The sequence below is a fragment of the Streptomyces sp. NPDC005485 genome (assembly GCF_040606085.1).
GTDB lineage: Bacteria > Actinomycetota > Actinomycetes > Streptomycetales > Streptomycetaceae > Streptomyces.
Genome location: NZ_JBEXDZ010000199.1, coordinates 1 through 15,818 on the forward strand (window position 1 = coordinate 1; position 15,818 = coordinate 15,818).

General features: G+C 71.7%; 17 protein-coding genes. 7 read left to right on the forward strand and 10 right to left on the reverse strand.

Going from position 1 to position 15,818, the window contains the following annotated elements; genetic code table 11:
* Both ABZS97_RS39205 and ABZS97_RS39210 read right to left on the reverse strand, forming a co-directional pair.
* Window positions 1-1,116, reverse strand: a 1,116-nt coding sequence (locus ABZS97_RS39205; RefSeq protein WP_356146598.1) for an ABC transporter permease, incomplete at its 3' end; no start/stop codon positions are given.
* A complete protein-coding gene (locus ABZS97_RS39210; RefSeq protein ID WP_356146603.1) occupies window positions 1,113-1,814 on the reverse strand; it encodes an ABC transporter ATP-binding protein in 702 nt (233 codons plus the stop codon). The genes ABZS97_RS39205 and ABZS97_RS39210, both read right to left, overlap by 4 nt.
* A 190-nt stretch (window positions 1,815-2,004) precedes the next feature.
* On the opposite strand from ABZS97_RS39210, the gene ABZS97_RS39215 reads away from it, so the two are divergent.
* Both ABZS97_RS39215 and ABZS97_RS39220 read left to right on the forward strand, forming a co-directional pair.
* Window positions 2,005-3,354 carry a histidine kinase gene (locus tag ABZS97_RS39215; protein ID WP_356146609.1) on the forward strand — a complete coding sequence of 450 codons (1,350 nt, stop codon included), beginning with the start codon at window positions 2,005-2,007 and terminating at the stop codon, window positions 3,352-3,354.
* Window positions 3,351-4,121, forward strand: a complete 771-nt coding sequence (locus ABZS97_RS39220; RefSeq protein WP_356146611.1) for a response regulator transcription factor — start codon at window positions 3,351-3,353, stop codon at window positions 4,119-4,121. Before ABZS97_RS39215 ends, ABZS97_RS39220 begins: the two co-directional genes overlap by 4 nt.
* Here ABZS97_RS39220 and ddaH read toward each other — a convergent pair.
* The gene (gene ddaH / locus ABZS97_RS39225) at window positions 4,118-4,942 is read right to left on the reverse strand and encodes a dimethylargininase (RefSeq protein ID WP_356146614.1); all 825 of its coding nucleotides are present in this window, start codon (window positions 4,940-4,942) and stop codon (window positions 4,118-4,120) included. The two genes, ABZS97_RS39220 and ddaH, sit on opposite strands and share 4 nt — an antisense overlap.
* A 234-nt stretch (window positions 4,943-5,176) precedes the next feature.
* Between ddaH and ABZS97_RS39230 the strand changes: the two genes are divergently transcribed.
* On the forward strand, window positions 5,177-5,800 hold the full coding sequence (locus ABZS97_RS39230; protein ID WP_356146617.1) for a TetR/AcrR family transcriptional regulator: 624 nt from the start codon (window positions 5,177-5,179) through the stop codon (window positions 5,798-5,800).
* Here the strand turns inward: ABZS97_RS39230 and ABZS97_RS39235 are convergent.
* Window positions 5,779-6,666, reverse strand: a complete 888-nt coding sequence (locus ABZS97_RS39235) for a glycerophosphodiester phosphodiesterase (protein WP_356146620.1) — start codon at window positions 6,664-6,666, stop codon at window positions 5,779-5,781. The two genes, ABZS97_RS39230 and ABZS97_RS39235, sit on opposite strands and share 22 nt — an antisense overlap.
* 169 nt (window positions 6,667-6,835) lie before the next feature.
* Between ABZS97_RS39235 and ABZS97_RS39240 the strand changes: the two genes are divergently transcribed.
* Complete coding sequence (locus tag ABZS97_RS39240; RefSeq protein WP_356146623.1) at window positions 6,836-7,561, forward strand: bifunctional DNA primase/polymerase; 726 nt, start codon at window positions 6,836-6,838, stop codon at window positions 7,559-7,561.
* Window positions 7,562-7,579: 18 nt separating this feature from the next.
* On the opposite strand, the gene ABZS97_RS39245 is transcribed toward ABZS97_RS39240, so the two are convergent.
* The 4 genes from ABZS97_RS39245 to efeO are packed head-to-tail and all read right to left on the reverse strand — an operon-like array spanning window position 7,580 to window position 11,881.
* Entirely contained in the window at window positions 7,580-8,602 is a 1,023-nt protein-coding gene (locus ABZS97_RS39245) for a hypothetical protein (protein ID WP_356146626.1), read from the reverse strand.
* Complete coding sequence (gene efeU / locus ABZS97_RS39250) at window positions 8,550-9,434, reverse strand: iron uptake transporter permease EfeU (RefSeq protein WP_356146629.1); 885 nt, start codon at window positions 9,432-9,434, stop codon at window positions 8,550-8,552. Before efeU ends, ABZS97_RS39245 begins: the two co-directional genes overlap by 53 nt.
* A 3-nt stretch (window positions 9,435-9,437) precedes the next feature.
* Window positions 9,438-10,730: an iron uptake transporter deferrochelatase/peroxidase subunit gene (gene efeB, locus ABZS97_RS39255; RefSeq protein ID WP_356146632.1), complete on the reverse strand. Its 1,293-nt coding sequence runs from the start codon at window positions 10,728-10,730 to the stop codon at window positions 9,438-9,440.
* 11 nt (window positions 10,731-10,741) lie between these two features.
* Complete coding sequence (efeO, locus tag ABZS97_RS39260; RefSeq protein ID WP_356146635.1) at window positions 10,742-11,881, reverse strand: iron uptake system protein EfeO; 1,140 nt, start codon at window positions 11,879-11,881, stop codon at window positions 10,742-10,744.
* Between the two features lie 345 nt (window positions 11,882-12,226).
* Between efeO and ABZS97_RS39265 the strand changes: the two genes are divergently transcribed.
* Window positions 12,227-13,111: a hypothetical protein gene (locus ABZS97_RS39265; RefSeq protein ID WP_356146638.1), complete on the forward strand. Its 885-nt coding sequence runs from the start codon at window positions 12,227-12,229 to the stop codon at window positions 13,109-13,111.
* On the forward strand, window positions 13,104-13,748 hold the full coding sequence (locus ABZS97_RS39270; RefSeq protein WP_356146645.1) for a PhzF family phenazine biosynthesis protein: 645 nt from the start codon (window positions 13,104-13,106) through the stop codon (window positions 13,746-13,748). Before ABZS97_RS39265 ends, ABZS97_RS39270 begins: the two co-directional genes overlap by 8 nt.
* 82 nt (window positions 13,749-13,830) lie before the next feature.
* On the opposite strand, the gene ABZS97_RS39275 is transcribed toward ABZS97_RS39270, so the two are convergent.
* Window positions 13,831-14,490, reverse strand: a complete 660-nt coding sequence (locus ABZS97_RS39275; RefSeq protein WP_356146649.1) for a biliverdin-producing heme oxygenase — start codon at window positions 14,488-14,490, stop codon at window positions 13,831-13,833.
* 157 nt (window positions 14,491-14,647) lie between these two features.
* A complete protein-coding gene (gene map / locus ABZS97_RS39280; protein WP_356146652.1) occupies window positions 14,648-15,505 on the reverse strand; it encodes a type I methionyl aminopeptidase in 858 nt (285 codons plus the stop codon).
* Between the two features lie 58 nt (window positions 15,506-15,563).
* On the opposite strand from map, the gene ABZS97_RS39285 reads away from it, so the two are divergent.
* Window positions 15,564-15,797, forward strand: coding sequence for a hypothetical protein (locus ABZS97_RS39285; RefSeq protein ID WP_356146655.1), 234 nt, complete (start codon window positions 15,564-15,566; stop codon window positions 15,795-15,797).
* The last annotated feature ends 21 nt before the right edge of the window (window positions 15,798-15,818 follow it).

Sequence of the window (15,818 nt, forward strand, 5' to 3'; positions counted from 1 at the left end):
GTCGACGCGCTTGCCGTCGACCGCCCGCAGCCGCCCGGCCCGCAGGGCGCCCGCCCACGCGGTCACCGCCACCAGGCCCAGCATCCCGGCGGCCACGACCGCGTCGATCCACGGGGCCACGGCCGAACTCGTCGAGCCGTACGCCGTCGCCGTCTCCTCCAGCACCGGCACGGCGAGGAGGTTGCCGCCGACGACACCCAGGGCCGTACCGGCCGCCGCGGGGATCAGCGCCTGGCCGACGTAGGCCCGGACGACCTGGCCCGGAGTGAACCCGAGCGACTTGAGGACGCCGATCCGGCGCGTCCCGGCGCCGACCGCCCCTGCGACCACGTTGCCGACGACCAGGACCGCCATGGCCAGGCCCAGCACGCCGAACGTGGCGAGGAACGGCACGAACAGCGACGACTCGCGGTCGGCCTCCTTCTTGGTGGCGAGCCACGAACGCGCCCCGGCCACCGCCCCCTTGGGCATGCCCGCCGTCACCGCGGCCCGGTCCGCTGCGACCTGCGCAGCGGTCCCGGCGGCGCGGAAGCGGTACAGCATCTGGTAGCCGTCGGGCCTGCTCAGCTGTGCGGGGACCACCCAGGCGTCGGCGCTGCGGCTCACCGAGCGGGCCGTGCCGACCACGGTCAGCGTCGGCGCACCCGGCAGATCGGTGAACCGGACCCGGGTGCCCTGCGGCGCCAAGAGCCCGTCGTCGGCGGACAGTACGATCTCGCCGGGGCGCGCGGCCCACCGCCCCGCGGTCAGCGTGACGGCGTCGACGGGGCCGCCGTGCCCGGTCCGTCCGACGAGCGTGAGCGGCCGAAGGTCCTGGCCGTCCAGGCGCGGTGTGGCCGACGCCGTCGGGAAGGGGCCGGCCGCCGCGGTGACACCGGCGGCGTCGGCGGAGGCCGCGAGCTGGGCGGTGGTGGCCCTCGCGGCGGCGTACTGCACGCTCAGGTGCGCGCCGTGCTGCCGGCGGAACGCCTTGTCGAAGGGCGCGCTGGAGGCCTCCAGCAGCGCCGCGCCCATGACGGACGCGGTCACCGCCATCATCGTGGCCAGCACGATCACGACGGTCTGCACCCGGCGCCGGCCCACCCCCGAACGCACCACCCGGCCCAGCGCGCTCATCGGGCCACCCCCGCGGAGGTGTCCGCGGTGATCCGGCCGTCGACGAGCTCGACCGTGCGGGTCGTGCAGGACCGGGCGAGGGCGAGGTCGTGGGTGACCAGGACGATGGTCTGGCCGTCGGCGTTCAGCTCCGCGAGCAGCGCGCGGACGGAGTCGCCGGAGGCGGTGTCGAGCGCGCCGGTCGGCTCGTCGGCCAGCAGCAGCGCCGGACGGTTCATCAACGCCCTTGCCACGGCGACGCGTTGACGCTCACCGCCGGAGAGCCGGCCCGGGTAGGCGCGGGCGTGCCGGTGGATGCCGAGGACTTCGAGCAGCTCCGCCGTCCGCCGGTTGGCTTCGGCGCGCGGGGTGCCGGACAGCTGCGCGGGCAGGGCGACGTTGTCGACGACGGTCAGGTCGTCGAGCAGGTTGAAGAACTGGAAGACCATGCCGATCCTGGCCCGCCGGTAGCGCGCGGAGGCCGCCTCGCCGAGTGCGTCTACGCGTACGCCGTCCACGGTGATCGTTCCCGCGTCCGGGCGGTCGAGGCCCGCGATCAGGTTGAGCAGGGTGGACTTGCCGCTGCCGGACGGGCCTAGGACCGCGACGGCCTCCCCGGCCCGTACGGTCAGTGACGCGTCCGCGAGCGCGGGCGTCCCCTCGGCCTGGCCGTCGTACCTGCGGCTCACCGCGCGCAGCTCGATCAAGGGCGTGGTCATGGCGCCTCCCTGAGGTTCTGGGTTCCGGCCGGCCGGTGGTCCGGATGTCCGGTGCCCTGGACGCTAGGGAGAGCGGCGGTGCCGGCGCGTCGCTCGGCGGGGCCAACTCCCGTACCCCACGCGGATGAAGGCCCGCGAGGTCATACCTGAGATGTACGCGCCGGGTGTACGCCGGCGGTCTGCGCGGAGGATGTCGCGGTGCCGGTCCGGTGGGGAGAATGGACCGGTGACGAACGCGCTCGCGAGGGACCGGATACGGGGCTGGGCCCGGCCCCTGCTGCGTACGACAGGACCGCTGCCCCGGCCCACCCGGGGCGAGTTGGTCTTCGACGCGGCCCTGGCACTGGTCATCGCGGTCGGCTCCGCCCAGTACGCCCTGGACGACGCGAGCGTCAAGGTGCCCTTGGGCGTACCGATGCCGCCGGAACCGCCCGGCGTGGCGGACCCGACCCATGTGCAGACCGGGGGAGGCGGCTGGACCTTCCTCGTCCTCGCCCTCGTGATCGTCACCACCGGGTCCCTGATGGTCCGCCGCCGCTACCCCCTCACCGTGCTGTGGATCGTGACCGCCGCGATCCTCCTGACACCGAACGACGTGCCCCGGCTCACGTTCTACGCGTCGATGGTCGCCGGATACAGCGCCGCTGCCTACGGCCCGTACCGGGTGCCCACGCTGGTGAGCCTGCCGGTCGCGGTGCTCCTGATCACCGGCGCGCGGGACTCCTCGCTGCCCACGGTCCCCACCCAGTACACCCCGCTCCTGATCCTCGTCCCGCTCGTGTTCGCCGCGAGCGGGCTGCGCACCTGGAAGCTCAGGACCGCCGAGGGCCGCGCCCGGCTGGCCGCGCTCGAACACGGGCGTGCCGACGAGCTGCGCCGCGCCGTGGAGTACGAACGGGCCAGGATCGCACGGGAGTTGCACGACGTGGTGACCCACAACGTCAGCGTGATGGTCATCCAGGCGGGGGCAGCCCGCAAAGTGATGACGGTGGATCAGGAACAGGCCCGCGAAGCCCTGTTGGCGGTCGAGTCCGGCGGCCGGGCCGCCCTGGCCGAACTGCGCCATGTCATGGGGCTGTTGACGATGGATGCCGAGGGCGACGGGGGTACGCAGGACGCGGAGTCGGCCGCCGCGGACCTGACTCCGCAGCCCGGGCTCGACCGGCTGGCGGCCCTGGTGGCGCGGATCGGGGAGACGGGCATGCCGATCGAGTTCACGGTGACGGGGCAGCCGCGCCCGCTGCCCGCCGGGATCGAACTGGCCGCGTACCGGGTGGTCCAGGAGGCGCTGACCAACGCCGTCAAGCACGCGGGCGGCGCGTCCACCGCGGTGACCGTCGCCTACGCCGCCGACCTACTCGACGTGGAGGTCGCCGACACCGGCGGCAGCCCGGACCCGGCCGCCGTCCCCGGCAGCGGACGCGGGCTGATCGGCCTGCGCGAACGGCTCGCGGTCTACGACGGCACGCTGCACACCGGTCACCGCCCCACCGGCGGCTGGCGGGTCAGAGCCCTGATTCCCCTGGAGACGACACCATGACGTTGCCGCCGGCCGCCGCGGCCGGGCCCCTGCGGGTGGTCGTCGCCGACGACCAGGCCCTCGTCCGCACCGGCTTCCGGATGATCCTCGCCGCCGACGGCATCGACGTGGTCGCCGAGGTCGCCAACGGCTTCGAAGCCATCGACGCCGTACGGCGCACGCGTCCGGACGTGGTCCTGATGGACATCCGGATGCCGGAGCTGGACGGTCTGGAGGCCACGCGGCGGATCCTCGGAACGCCGGGGGCCGGCGGGGCAACGGGGAGCGGCGAACCAGGGGCCGGGCCGCGCGACGGCTCCCCGCGCATCATCATCCTCACCACCTTCGACCTCGACCGCTTCGTCTACGCCGCGCTGTCCGCCGGGGCCGGTGGATTCCTGCTCAAGGACGTCACCCCCGAGCACCTGGTGGCCGCCGTGCGCATGGTGCGCGCCGGAGACGCGCTGCTGGCGCCGGCCATCACCCGCCGACTCGTCGCCCGGTACGCGCACCGGGGCGCCGAGCACGCAGCGCTGCACCGTGACCTCGCGGCGCTGACCCCGCGCGAGCTGGAGGTGCTGCGCCTGGTGGCCCAGGGCCTGAGCAACGCCGAACTGGCCGCCCACCTCCACCTCTCCGCGGCGACGGTCAAGACCCATGTGGCCCGCATCTTCGCCAAACTGGGTCTGCGCGACCGCGTCCAGGCGGTGATCGCCGCGTACGAGTCGGGCCTGGTGAACGCGGGCGGCCCTGGCCCCCAGGACCCGCAGAGCCCCGCCCCGATCTAGGCGCGCAGCTCCTGCGTGCAGCACTTCACGCTGCCGCCGCCCTTGAGGAGTTCGCTCAGGTCGATGCCGATCGGTTCGAAGCCGCGTTCACGGAGCGGAGCGAAGAGGCCGATCGCGGCATGAGGGAGCAGGACGTGGAGCCCGTCCGACACGGCGTTCAGGCCCAGCGCTGCCGCCTCCTCGGCGCCCGCGAGGAGCGCGTCGGGAAACAGCCGTCGCAGCACCTCCCGGCTGCCCGGCGAGAACGCGTCGGGGTGGTACATGACCTCGTCCGTCGCGTCGTCGAGGACCGCGAGCGCCGTGTCCAGGTGGTAGTAGCGCGGGTCGACGAGGTCCAGCCCGATCACCGGCCGCCCGAAGAACTCCTGGGCCTCGCCGTGCGAGAGGGGACTGGCCCGGAAGCCGCGCCCCGCCAGCACATAGGAGGCGGTGACGGCGAAGTCGCCCTCGCCCTCGTTGATGTGGACCGGTTCGTGGACCTGCCTCCAGCCGTGCGCCCGGAACCACTCCAGGTGCGCGGCGGCCTCCTGCTCGCGCTCGCGATAGGCGAAGCGGGCGCCCAGCACGCGGCCGTCGATCACTGTCGCCCCGTTCGCCGCGAAGACCATGTCCGGCAGGCCCGGGCGCGGGGTGAGTTCCTCGACCGTGTGGCCGAGGGAGCGGTAGCGGTCGCGGAGCTCCTCCCACTGGGCGACGGCGAGCGGTACGTCGACCGGCTTGCCGGGGTCCATCCACGGGTTGATGGCATACGTGACCTCGAAGTGCGCCGGTGGGCACATCAGATAGCGCCGGGGGGTGGCGGCGCGGCGGAGAGGGGGCAAGGTGGGCTCCTCACGTGACCGCAGGGGTGGTTGGAGCCCATGGTGAGACCTGGGACGCCGGGCGCGCGTGCACCGGATGGGTTGTTTTCGCCCCCTTCGCCCCTTCCTGTCCCGTCCGTCTGGGGGCTTCGCCCCCTCTCCTCCTGTCGCGCTTCGCGCTCGTCCTCAAGCACCGGACGGGCTGTACTGCGTATCGCGAGACGCTCCGTCTCACTCCCCTGGTAACTTCCCCTCATGGCCAAGAAACCCGCCCCCGACTCCACCCGCCGCAGCGAGAAGTCCCGTCGGGCGATCTACGCCGCCGCCCTCGCCCTCGTGAGCGAGACCGGCTACGCGAAGACCACGATCGAGGGGATCGCCGCCCGGGCCGGCGTCGGCAAGCAGACCATCTACCGCTGGTGGTCGTCGAAGGCGGACGTACTCCTTGAGGCCTTCCTCGACCTCGGCGAGCAGGCGGCCGAGCGCGCCGGGCAGTCCGGCCAGGAGATGTACGGCATCCCGGACACCGGCGACCTCGCGGCGGACCTCAAACAGGTGCTGCGCGCCACCGTCGACGAACTCCTCGACCCCGCCTTCGAGGCACCCGCCCGCGCCCTGACCGCCGAGGGCTTCGTCAACGAGGAGGTCGGCCGTGAGTTCGTGGCCAAGCTCCTCGAACCCCAGCTCCAGCTGTACGTACAGCGGCTGCGCTCCGCGCAGGAGACCGGCGCCGTACGCCCCGACGTCGACCCGCGCATCGCACTGGAACTCTTCGTCTCCCCGCTCGCCCAGCGCTGGCTCCAGCACACGGGCCCCATCACCCACGCCTACACGGACACCCTCGTCGACTACGCCCTCTACGGCCTCGCCCCGCGCTGAAAGCCGGTGCGCGCCCGCCGGAACCGCTTCGGGATCTTCATCGGGTGGCGGGCGAGCCTGCCCGGCGCGTCCGTGATGATCCCGTCGCAGCCCAGCGCCAGGGCACGGTCCCGCTGCGCCGGGGTGATCACGGTGTGCGCCCACACCCGGGGGACACCGGAGTTCACGGCCCGCAGGAGGTCGCTGTCGCGCGCCTTGTAGTCGACGTCGAGCAGGTCGACGAAGGACGCCCAGCGCTCGGGCCGGTCGGTGCGCATCTGGTCCGCCGAGCGCCACAGCTGAGAGACCAGGCCCAGGCGGTGGGCGCGCAGGGCCACCTCCGGCAGGTTGGAGTTGACGAAGACCGAGCGGGTCAGGCCCCGGGTGCGGATCAGCCCGGCGAGCGTGCGCAGACTCGCCGGGTCCTTCGCCTCCAGCATCAGTACGATCCGCCCGCCGAACCGGTCGAGGACCTCGGCCACCGTCGGCGGCCGCTCCGCACGCCAGCCGCTGCGCAGCGAGGCCTTGGGGCGCAGCCGCACCCCCTGCCAGTCCCACAGGTTCAGCCCCCGCACCGGACCGCCCATGGAGGTGGTGCGGTTCAGGGTCGCGTCGTGCATGACCACCATGTGCCCGTCGCGCAGCATGCGGGTGTCGAAGTCGAGCACCTGGGCCGTACCGCGCTCATAGGCGGTCATCAGGCCCGACATGCTGTTCTCGGGGACTTCCCGGGCGCCGCCGCGGTGGGCGACCTCGACGACGCGGGGGAGGGCGTCCACCGTCAGCGGGCCGGTGCCCCACTCCAGCGGGGAGAGCGCGCCGCCCTGTCCCGTGAGGGCCAATGACGTGAGACCGGCGATACCCGTGAGCGCAGTCCATGTGACCATGACGACCACGGTAGGGGGGTAAATACCATAAAAGTATGCAATGACACTCCATCCGGGCCCTGCGCACGCCTCGCCCCCCTACCCCCGGATGTGGGCTCTGGCCACCCGGGGCGCAGGATGGTGGGACCATGGGGCAAGCAGTCCGCACTACGGTGAGGCGAGGGGATAGATGAGCGCAGAGTTCGGCAACCGCTCCGGCGCGCAGGGCAGGATCTCCCAGTGGCTGCGTGGCCGCCGCCGCACCGAGACCACCGACGACAGCGGCCGAGAGGCCCTGCTGCTCGCCGCCGCCGCCGCGGGACTGCCGCTCGCGCAGGCCGCGTTCCCCTCGGGCTACCGCTGTTCCTGTGACCGCGTGGGCTGTCCCACGCCCGCCCGGCACCCCGTCTCCTTCGCCTGGCAGACGCAGTCCACCACCGACCGCGGGCAGATCGAGCGCTGGGCCCGGCATCAGCCGCAGGCCAACTTCATCACCGCGACGGGCATGGTCCACGACGTCCTGGACGTCCCCCTGGAAGCCGGCCGCGAGGCCCTGGAGCGCCTCCTCGCCGCCGGCATCGAGGTGGGCCCCGTCGCCGAGAGCGGCGACGGACGCCTCCTCTTCTTCACCCTCACCCGCGGCACGCCCGAGGACGAGGACGAGTGGTGGCCCTGCGAGCTGGACTGCCACCCCGAGACGATGGACGAGCACCCCGGGCTGCGCTGGCACTGCCGCGGCTCCTATGTGCTCGTACCCCCGGCCCGCCTCCCGGGCGACCTGACCGTCGACTGGGTACGCGGCCTGGAACACGAACTTCCCGACCCGCTCACCCTCCTCGAAGTCCTGACGGACGCCTGCGCGCGCTACGCCAAGGACGACTCGGAGCAGTTGGCCGCCTGGCCCCACCGCGGCTGAACCGCGGGGGTTCCACGGCTATTCGCCCTTGGCGCCCGTCAGTCCCTGAACCCGGCTCAGGAACTCCACCTTGTGCTCGGACGCGCCCTTCGCAGGGTCGAGGACAGCCTGGTTGGAGACGAACTCCAGCGTCAGGGACTGCTTGACCTCACCGGTGAGCAGGGCCCGGATGTTCTGGTCGGAGATCTTCAGGTCGACGCCCTGCGCGGCGGTCTGCTTCTCGAAGTGCCGGGTGCTGAAGAACACCAGCGCCCCGCCGTCCTTGGTGCGCAGCCCGACCGGGGCGTAGTCGCCGGAGGTCAGCGGCTCGTCGACGTACTGCCTGACGAGTCCGGGCCTGTTCGTGTTCTTCTTGCGCAGCGCGCGCCAGTCCGAGGTGTGCGTACCGGGCGCGAAGTCGTCGCCGCCGTCCTGCAGGTAGTTCGCGTACGACTTGCTCAACTGCTCGGGCGCCACGGCGAGTTCGGCGTCGTCCGCCGTGACCGGCTGGGCCCAGCCGTCCTTGTCCTTCGTGAACTCCGGTACGTCGTCGGCGGCGAGGATCGTCAGGTACGAGGCCTGCCACAGTCCGTCGGCGCCGGAGCGGGTGAAGACCAGCAGCCAACGGGAGCCCGCGGAACCCTTGTTGGCGTCGGCGTCGGCGACGAACCAGCGCGGCCAGCCGGCCTTCTCGGGTATGACGAACTTCGCGTCGGTCAGCTTCAGCGGGGCGTGGGCCGTGTTGCCGCCCGGGCTGTTCCGGTGCCCGGCCTTCAGCTTCGCGCCGTCGATGTCGGCGAGAGGTCCGGTGACCCGGTCCGCGTCCAGGGACTCGTCGTACGCCTTGTCGGCCTTGTTGTACGCGGCGGTGAAGTCCTTCAGCGCGCGGGCGGCATCGGCCCGGGTCGCCGCGGGCACCACCTCCCGCTCCCCGTGCACCACGACACACCCGCTCGCCGTCAAGGACAGTGCGGCCAGCGCACCCGCCGTCGACACGAACCGGTTGAGGTCACGAAGCCTTGGTGGCCTGCGATCCCCGTGATCCCTGCGCTCCCTGCTCATCAGGTCCCTTCACCTTCCCCTTCCCGGAGGCGAACCCTACCGGGGCGAAGAAGATCGCGAGCGTCGGGACCAGGTACAGCGCCCACACCGTGACCTGGAGGACGGTCGGGTCGGGCTGGAAGTTGAAGACACCCTTGAGCAGGGTGCCGTACCAACTCGACGGATCGACGGTGCTGCTGATGTCGAAGGCCAGGTTCCTGATGCCGGGGATCCAGTTGGCCTCCTGGAGGTCGTGGACGCCGTACGCGAGCACGCCCGCCGCGACCACCACCAGCATGCCGCCGGTCCAGGTGAAGAACTTGGCCAGGTTGATCTTCAGGGCGCCGCGGTAGAAGAGCCAGCCGAGCACGACCGCGGTGGCCAGGCCCAGCGCGACGCCGATCAGCGGGCGGGGCGTGCCGTCGCTCGCCGCGTGCACCGACGCCCACACGAACAGCGCGGTCTCCAGGCCCTCACGGCCGACCGCCAGGAACGCGGTCGCCACCAGCGCGCCCGTGCCCATCGCGAGGGCCGCGTCCAGCTTGCCGTGCAGCTCCTTCTTCAGGTGCCGGGCCGTACGCCGCATCCAGAAGACCATCCACGTCACCAGGCCCACGGCGACGATCGACAGCGAACCGCCGAGCGCCTCCTGCGCCTCGAACGTCATCTCCTGGGAGCCGAACTCCAGCGCGCAGCCGAAGCCGAGGGCCAGCGCGATCGCGACACCGATGCCGATCCAGATCGGCTTCAGGGCGTCCCGGCGGCCGGTCTTCACCAGGTACGCGATCAGGATGCAGACGACGAGGCTGGCTTCCAGGCCCTCGCGCAGGCCGATCAGGTAGTTGCCGAACACGGGCTACGCCTCCTTGGAGAACAGCGCGCGGCCCCACCAGTCGTCCTTGTCGCGGACGCCTGGCGGAACGGCGAAGACCGCCGAACTCACGTGCTGGATGTACTCGTTGAGGGCGTCGGTACGCGACAGGTTGCGCTGGACCGGAATGAACCCCTTGCGCACGTCACGCTGGTAGGCGAGGAAGAACAGGCCCGCCTCCAGCCGGCCGAGGCCGTCGGTGCCGTCGGTGAAGGAGTAGCCGCGGCGCAGGATCGTCACCCCGTGGTTGGACTCGGGGTGCGCGAGCCGGACGTGCGCGTCGGGCTTCATCGCCTTCAGGAACGGCTTGTCGTGCTCCTTGGCCTTGCCCACCGGGGCACCCTCGCCCTTGTCGCGGCCGAAGATGTCCTCCTGCTCCTGCAGCGGGGTGCGGTCCCAGGTCTCGATGTGCATCCGGATGCGGCGGGCGACCAGGTACGAACCCCCGCTCATCCAGGCCGACTTGTCCTCGACGTCCTGGCCGTCCACCCACACGAACTTCTTCAGCCGGTCCGGCTCCGTGCCCGCGATGTTGCGGGTGCCGTCCTTGAACCCCATCAGGTTGCGCGGGGTCTGCGCGTCCGGAGTCGTGGACGAGGTCTTCCCGAAGCCGAGCTGCGACCAGCGGATGGCGACCTTGCCGAAGCCGATGCGGGCGAGGTTGCGGATCGCGTGCACCGCGACCTGCGGGTCGTCCGCGCACGCCTGGACGCACAGGTCACCGTTGCTGCGCGCCTTCTCCAGCGCCTCGCCCGGGAACTTCGGCAGATCGACCAGGGCCTCAGGGCGCCGGTCCGCCAGGTCGAACTTCTCGAACAGGGACGGTCCGAAGCCGATCGTCAGCGTGAGGCGCGACGGCTTGAGGCCCAGTGCCTCACCGGTGTCGTCCGGCGGCGCCTCGGCCAGACCGCCGTAGGCGCCCTCGCCGACCGCGTGCCCCGCGGTCATCCGCCGGGCGGCCTCGGTCCAGTCCTTCAGCATCTGCACGAACTCGGCGCGGTCGTCCGTCTGCACGTCGAACGCGGCGAAGTGCAGCCGGTCCTGCACCGGCGTGGCGATGCCCGCCTGGTGCGTGCCGTGGAAGGCGACCGCGGCACCGGTGTCGGCACCGGCCGGGTCCACGTCGTCGCCGGCGCGCGTCATCGCGACCGCGCCTCCGGCTGCGGCGGCGCCGAGCGCGAGGCCCGCACCGCCCCAGCCGATCAGCGAGCGCCGGGAGGGCTGCTTGCCGGCCGCTTCCGCGGTGGTGGCGTCCTGGGTGTCGGTGGTGTCCGTCATGGTGTCGTCCCCTACTTCACGACGGCGGCGGCGAGCTTGGACAGGGGCTCCGCGAGCGCGTTGACCGCGTCCGAGAGCTCCTTGCGCTGCTCCTTGGTGACCTTGTCGTACGACACGAAGTCGTAGGAGGTCTTGTCCGTGCGGTACTTGTCGAGCAGCGTGTTCAGCGTGGTGAACTGCTTGTCCAGCTCGGTGGTCAGCGCCTTGTCGTTCTCCTGCGCGACCGGCTTCAGCAGGTCGTAGGCCTTCTGCGCGCCCTCGACGTTCGCCTTGAAGTCCACCAGGTCGGTGTGCGAGAAGGTCTCCTCCTCACCGGTGACCTTGCCGGTGGCGACCTCGTCGAGGAGCTCCTTGGCGCCGTTGGCCATGGAGGTCGGGGTGATCTCGGCCTTGCCGACCCGCTGCTGCCAGTTCTTGAGGTCGCTGACCAGCTGGTCGCCGATGGCCTTCTGCTCGGCGCCGAGCTTCTTGTCCTTCCAGAGGGCCTTCTCCAGCACGTGCCAGCCGGTCCACTTCTGGCCGGCCTCCACGTCGGCCTCGCGGAGGTCGACCTTCGGGTCGATGGTGCCGAAGGACTCGGCGACCGGCTCGGTGCGCTCCCAGCCGATGCGCGAGGTGGCGTAGGCCTTCTTCGCGGCCTCCAGGTCGCCGGCCTTGACCGACTTCACGAAGGCCTCGACCTTGGGCAGCGTCTCGTCGGCCTGCTCCTGCGCGTACTCGCGGTAGGTGGCGACGGCCTTGTCCAGGCGCGGGTCCCGCTTGGCGACCTTGCCGCCGCCGGTGACGGTGAGCTTCTGCCGTACGCCGTGGCCCTTCATGCCCGGACGGCAGGCGATCTCGTAGGCGCCCGCCTTCACCTCGGCGGTCAGCGTGTACTTCGTGCCGGGGCCGATGTTCTCCTTCTCGGAGACGATCCGGTCGTCCGGGAAGAGGATCTCGACCTCGGTGGCCTTCGAGCCCGTGTTCTCGATCTTCAGCGTGACCTGGCCGGCCGGGACCGACTTGCTGGAGGTGGTGCACTTGGAGTCGGCGGCGGTCACCTGAATCGCGTCGCCGTCCTTCGCGGTGCTCTTCTCGGTGCAGCCCGTGACGGCGGTCAGGGCTGCCGCGGTGGCGACGGCGGTGACGACGGAGAGTCGGACGGCTCGCATGCAAGCTCCAAGAAGAAGGCGGACTCTGCGCGCGGAACGGCCCGCGCTCATGTGGTGAGGCTGGCCTAACTTATCTGAGGCTTGCCTGAGTGATACCCACGCATACGGTGATTCAGCTCTCATGGACGGTGTACGGGCACGGCCTGATCACGGCGGCCAAAAACAGACCCCATGGAATGGTCAAGTGGAGGTCAAGAGCCCTGTTCCGGCCCGGCTGCCCCGCGCCCGCGACATGACCGGCGCACGGGATCGCCACTCGGGCGCGCACCCTCCCTGCTGTGCGCCCCCTGGTGTGCGGAGTAATGCGCTGGAGGGCGGACCGCCCCGTCCCGGACACTGTCCGTCATGGGCATGAAGAGGGAACCGCTCGCGGGGGACGGCCTGGTCCTTGAGGTCTCCGACCGTCCCGGACCGCCGCCGCTGCGCTTCGAGGCGGCACGCGGGGGCCGCCTGTTGCTGCGGCAGGGGGGCCGGCCGGTACTGCTGGGCCGGATGCGCGGCGAGAGCTGCTGCCGGGACCTCTTTCTGCACCGGCTCGGCGGCTTCCGCTCACCACTGCCGCCGCTGCGGTCCGCGGCCATGCGCTCACCGGTCGACTGGCTGCACCGTTACACGCGCCTGCTGGAGGACGCCGAGGAGGGCCCGCTGGACGAGGGGCGCTGGCACCTTGCACGGCGGACCGTCTTCGAGCCGGGCATCTGGACCGAGGATCTCGTACGGGACTGGCCGGGCGCACGGCTCGAACTGCTCTGCGGAGGCGGCTGGCACGGCATCGTCCCCCTGCGCCCGTTCTCCGCGCCCGACGCCCCGCGCGTGAAGGCGTACCGCAAGCACGCGCGCGACGGCACCCTGGCGCCCGTACTCCTGTGGTGGGTGTCCTTCCTCGACGGATGGCTGATCCTCGACGGCCACGACCGGGCGGTGGCGGCCCTGGCGGAAGGCGGGAATCCGGCCTGTGTGGTGCTGGCCCGGGCGATGCCGGACGAGAAGTGGCGACGGCTGGCCGAGCAGATGACTTCCGGTCACGAGCAGCACATGGCGCGGCTGGCCGCCCTCCCGGACACCCCGGGCATCGCACGTCAACGGACCGCTCTGGAGCGGGGGTTCGGTGACGCCGTCGCCGAGGTCTCCTACGACCACGACGCCACCCGCACCTGGCCCCTCCCCGGCGCCCCCGTGACCTGGGACGCGCTCGCGGCCGAGGTGATGTTTGAATGCCGGAGTGACTGACTACGACGTGCTGCGGGTCTTCTGCGGACCCGGTGGCGGATACGGCAACGAACTCGGCGTCGTCCGCGAGGGATCCGTACTCCCGGACCGCGACGACCGGCAGGCCCTCGCGGCCAAACTCGGGTTCAGCGAGACCGTGTTCGTCGACGACCCCGAGCGCGGCGTCATCGACATCTACACCCCCAGCGTCCGGCTGCCGTTCGCCGGATACCCCTGCGTCGGCGCGGCCTGGCTGCTCGACGTCCCCGAACTCGTCACGCTCGCCGGGGTGGTCGGCGCCCGACTGGACGGCGAGTTCAGCTGGATCGAGGCCCGCCCGGAGTGGCCGGAGCCGCGCACCCTGCGCCAGTACGCCACGGCCGCCGAGGTCGACGCCCTGACCGTGCCGCCCGCCGGGGAGTGGATCTACGCCTGGGCCTGGGAGGACGAGGCGGCGGGCCGCGTCCGTGCCCGCGGCTTCCCCGGCCGGGGCGACGGCGTCGAGGAGGACGAGGCGACAGGCGCGGCGGCCCTGCAGCTGACGGCGCAACTGGGCCGTGCGCTCAACATCATCCAGGGCAGGGGCTCACAGCTGCTCACGGCGCCGCAGCCGGAGGGGTGGGTGGAGGTCGGGGGGCGGGTTTTCCTGGAGCGTTAGAGGGGGCGGTCGCAGCCCGTCCTGAGGACGAGGCCGTTCAGGCCGATACGGGGGTCCGGGGGCGGAGCCCCCAGGAGGGGGCTCACGCAGACAGCGGGAACTCTTCCCCCAACGCCCCGAACACCGCGGTGTTCAGCAAGAAAGCGCGCCGGCACTCGGCGACCACCCGCTGCCTCTCCAGGTCGTCCACACCCAGCCGGTCCAGCGCCTCGCGATAACCCCGCTTGAACGCGGCCGGGTTGGCGATCCCCTCGAAGACGTAGAACCGCACCCCGTCGCCCTTGCGCGCGAAGCCCCACGTCCGCTCGGCCCTGCCGCGGATGATCTGCCCGCCGGAGAGGTCCCCGAGGTAGCGGGTGTAGTGGTGGGCCACATAGCCCCCGGGCCAGGTCCGGGCGCACTCGGCGACCCGGGCCGCGTACGCCTGGGTGGCCGGCAGCGCGGCGAGCGTCCCGCGCCACTCCGCGCCCCGCAGATGCGCGAGGTCACGCTCCAGCGCGGGGAGCCGCAGCAGCTCCGGCCGGATGAAGGGCCCCGCCACCGGGTCGCCGGCCAGCTCCCGCGCGCCGTCCTCCAGGGCCCGGTACACGAACCACAGCTGCTCGGTGTAGCGCGCGTACGCGTCCACTCCCAGTCGGCCGCCCAGCAGGTCGCCCATGAACGTCGACGTCTCCGCCTCGGTGTGCTGCTGGTGGGAGGCGGTGCGGATGAGGGTCGAGAAGGGCGTGCCCGACGCGTTCATGGTGGACCTCCGGGGCCTGAGCCGACCACTTCCCGACATCCTGTCGGTAAAAACGTACCCCGGATCCCGACCGCGGCCACCTGGACGGGCCGACGAAAAAGCCCGCCCCGGGACGGGGGCGGGCTTTCTGTTTCCGGGATTCCGGGTTCCTGGGGCGCTACGGCAGGGTGAGGACCTCGGCCCCGCTCTCGGTGACGACCAGCGTGTGCTCGAACTGGGCCGTCCGCTTCCGGTCCTTCGTCACGACAGTCCAGCCGTCGTCCCACATGTCGTAGTCGTGGGTGCCGAGCGTGAGCATGGGCTCGATCGTGAACGTCATCCCGGGCTGGATGACGGTGGTCGCGTGCGGGCTGTCGTAGTGCGGAACGATCAGCCCGGAGTGGAACGAGGAGTTGATCCCGTGCCCGGTGAAGTCCCGCACCACGCCGTAGCCGAACCGCTTCGCGTACGACTCGATGACGCGGCCGATGATGTTGATCTGGCGGCCCGGCCTGACGGCCTTGATGGCGCGCGCGAGCGACTCGCGGGTGCGCTCGACGAGCAGCCTCGACTCCTCGTCGACGTCGCCGACCAGGTACGTCGCGTTGTTGTCGCCGTGCACGCCGCCGATGTACGCCGTCACGTCGAGGTTGATGATGTCGCCGTCCCGCAGCACCGTGGAGTCCGGGATGCCGTGGCAGATCACCTCGTTGACGGAGGTGCACAGCGACTTGGGGAAGCCGCGGTAACCGAGCGTCGACGGGTAGGCGCCGTGGTCGCACATGTACGCGTGCGCGACCCGGTCCAGCTCATCCGTGGTGACGCCGGGCGCGATCAGCTTCGCGGCCTCGGCCATCGCCTGCGCGGCGATGCGCCCCGCGATCCGCATCGCCTCGATCGTCTCCGGGGTCTGCACCTCGGGGCCGGTGTACGGCGTGGGAGCGGGCTTGCCCACGTACTCGGGGCGCCTGATGTTTCCCGGCACGGGACGGGTGGGAGAGAGCTCCCCTGGTACGAGCAGCGACTGGCCAGACATGCCAGCGAGTCTAACCAGCGGCCATGGGGGACCATGTCCGTGGCGAAAGGAGCCGTACATGGCCCTCTTCAAGAAGCGGACCGTCGGGAAGCCCGGCGAGTGGTACTACTGCCTGGAGCACAAGAAGGTCGAGGAAGGCCCCGAGTGCCCGGGCAAGGACCGCTTCGGGCCCTACGCCTCCCGCGCGGAGGCCGAACACGCGATGGAGACCGCCCGGGAGCGGAACCTCGAATGGGAGAACGACCCCAAGTGGCACGACGCCACGGCACAGGGCCCGGACGACGAGGGCTGAGGCGACGGTGACGGCGGCGGC

Coding starts and splice junctions, on each gene's coding strand:
- ABZS97_RS39210 (WP_356146603.1), bottom strand. CDS start 1,814: ATGACCACGCCCTTGATCGAGCTGCGCGCGGTGAGCCGCAGGTACGAC.
- ABZS97_RS39215 (WP_356146609.1), top strand. CDS start 2,005: ATGTCGCGGTGCCGGTCCGGTGGGGAGAATGGACCGGTGACGAACGCG.
- ABZS97_RS39220 (WP_356146611.1), top strand. CDS start 3,351: ATGACGTTGCCGCCGGCCGCCGCGGCCGGGCCCCTGCGGGTGGTCGTC.
- ABZS97_RS39230 (WP_356146617.1), top strand. CDS start 5,177: ATGGCCAAGAAACCCGCCCCCGACTCCACCCGCCGCAGCGAGAAGTCC.
- ABZS97_RS39235 (WP_356146620.1), bottom strand. CDS start 6,666: ATGGTCACATGGACTGCGCTCACGGGTATCGCCGGTCTCACGTCATTG.
- ABZS97_RS39240 (WP_356146623.1), top strand. CDS start 6,836: ATGAGCGCAGAGTTCGGCAACCGCTCCGGCGCGCAGGGCAGGATCTCC.
- ABZS97_RS39245 (WP_356146626.1), bottom strand. CDS start 8,602: ATGAGCAGGGAGCGCAGGGATCACGGGGATCGCAGGCCACCAAGGCTT.
- efeB (WP_356146632.1), bottom strand. CDS start 10,730: ATGACGGACACCACCGACACCCAGGACGCCACCACCGCGGAAGCGGCC.
- efeO (WP_356146635.1), bottom strand. CDS start 11,881: ATGCGAGCCGTCCGACTCTCCGTCGTCACCGCCGTCGCCACCGCGGCA.
- ABZS97_RS39265 (WP_356146638.1), top strand. CDS start 12,227: ATGGGCATGAAGAGGGAACCGCTCGCGGGGGACGGCCTGGTCCTTGAG.
- ABZS97_RS39275 (WP_356146649.1), bottom strand. CDS start 14,490: ATGAACGCGTCGGGCACGCCCTTCTCGACCCTCATCCGCACCGCCTCC.
- map (WP_356146652.1), bottom strand. CDS start 15,505: ATGTCTGGCCAGTCGCTGCTCGTACCAGGGGAGCTCTCTCCCACCCGT.
- ABZS97_RS39285 (WP_356146655.1), top strand. CDS start 15,564: ATGGCCCTCTTCAAGAAGCGGACCGTCGGGAAGCCCGGCGAGTGGTAC.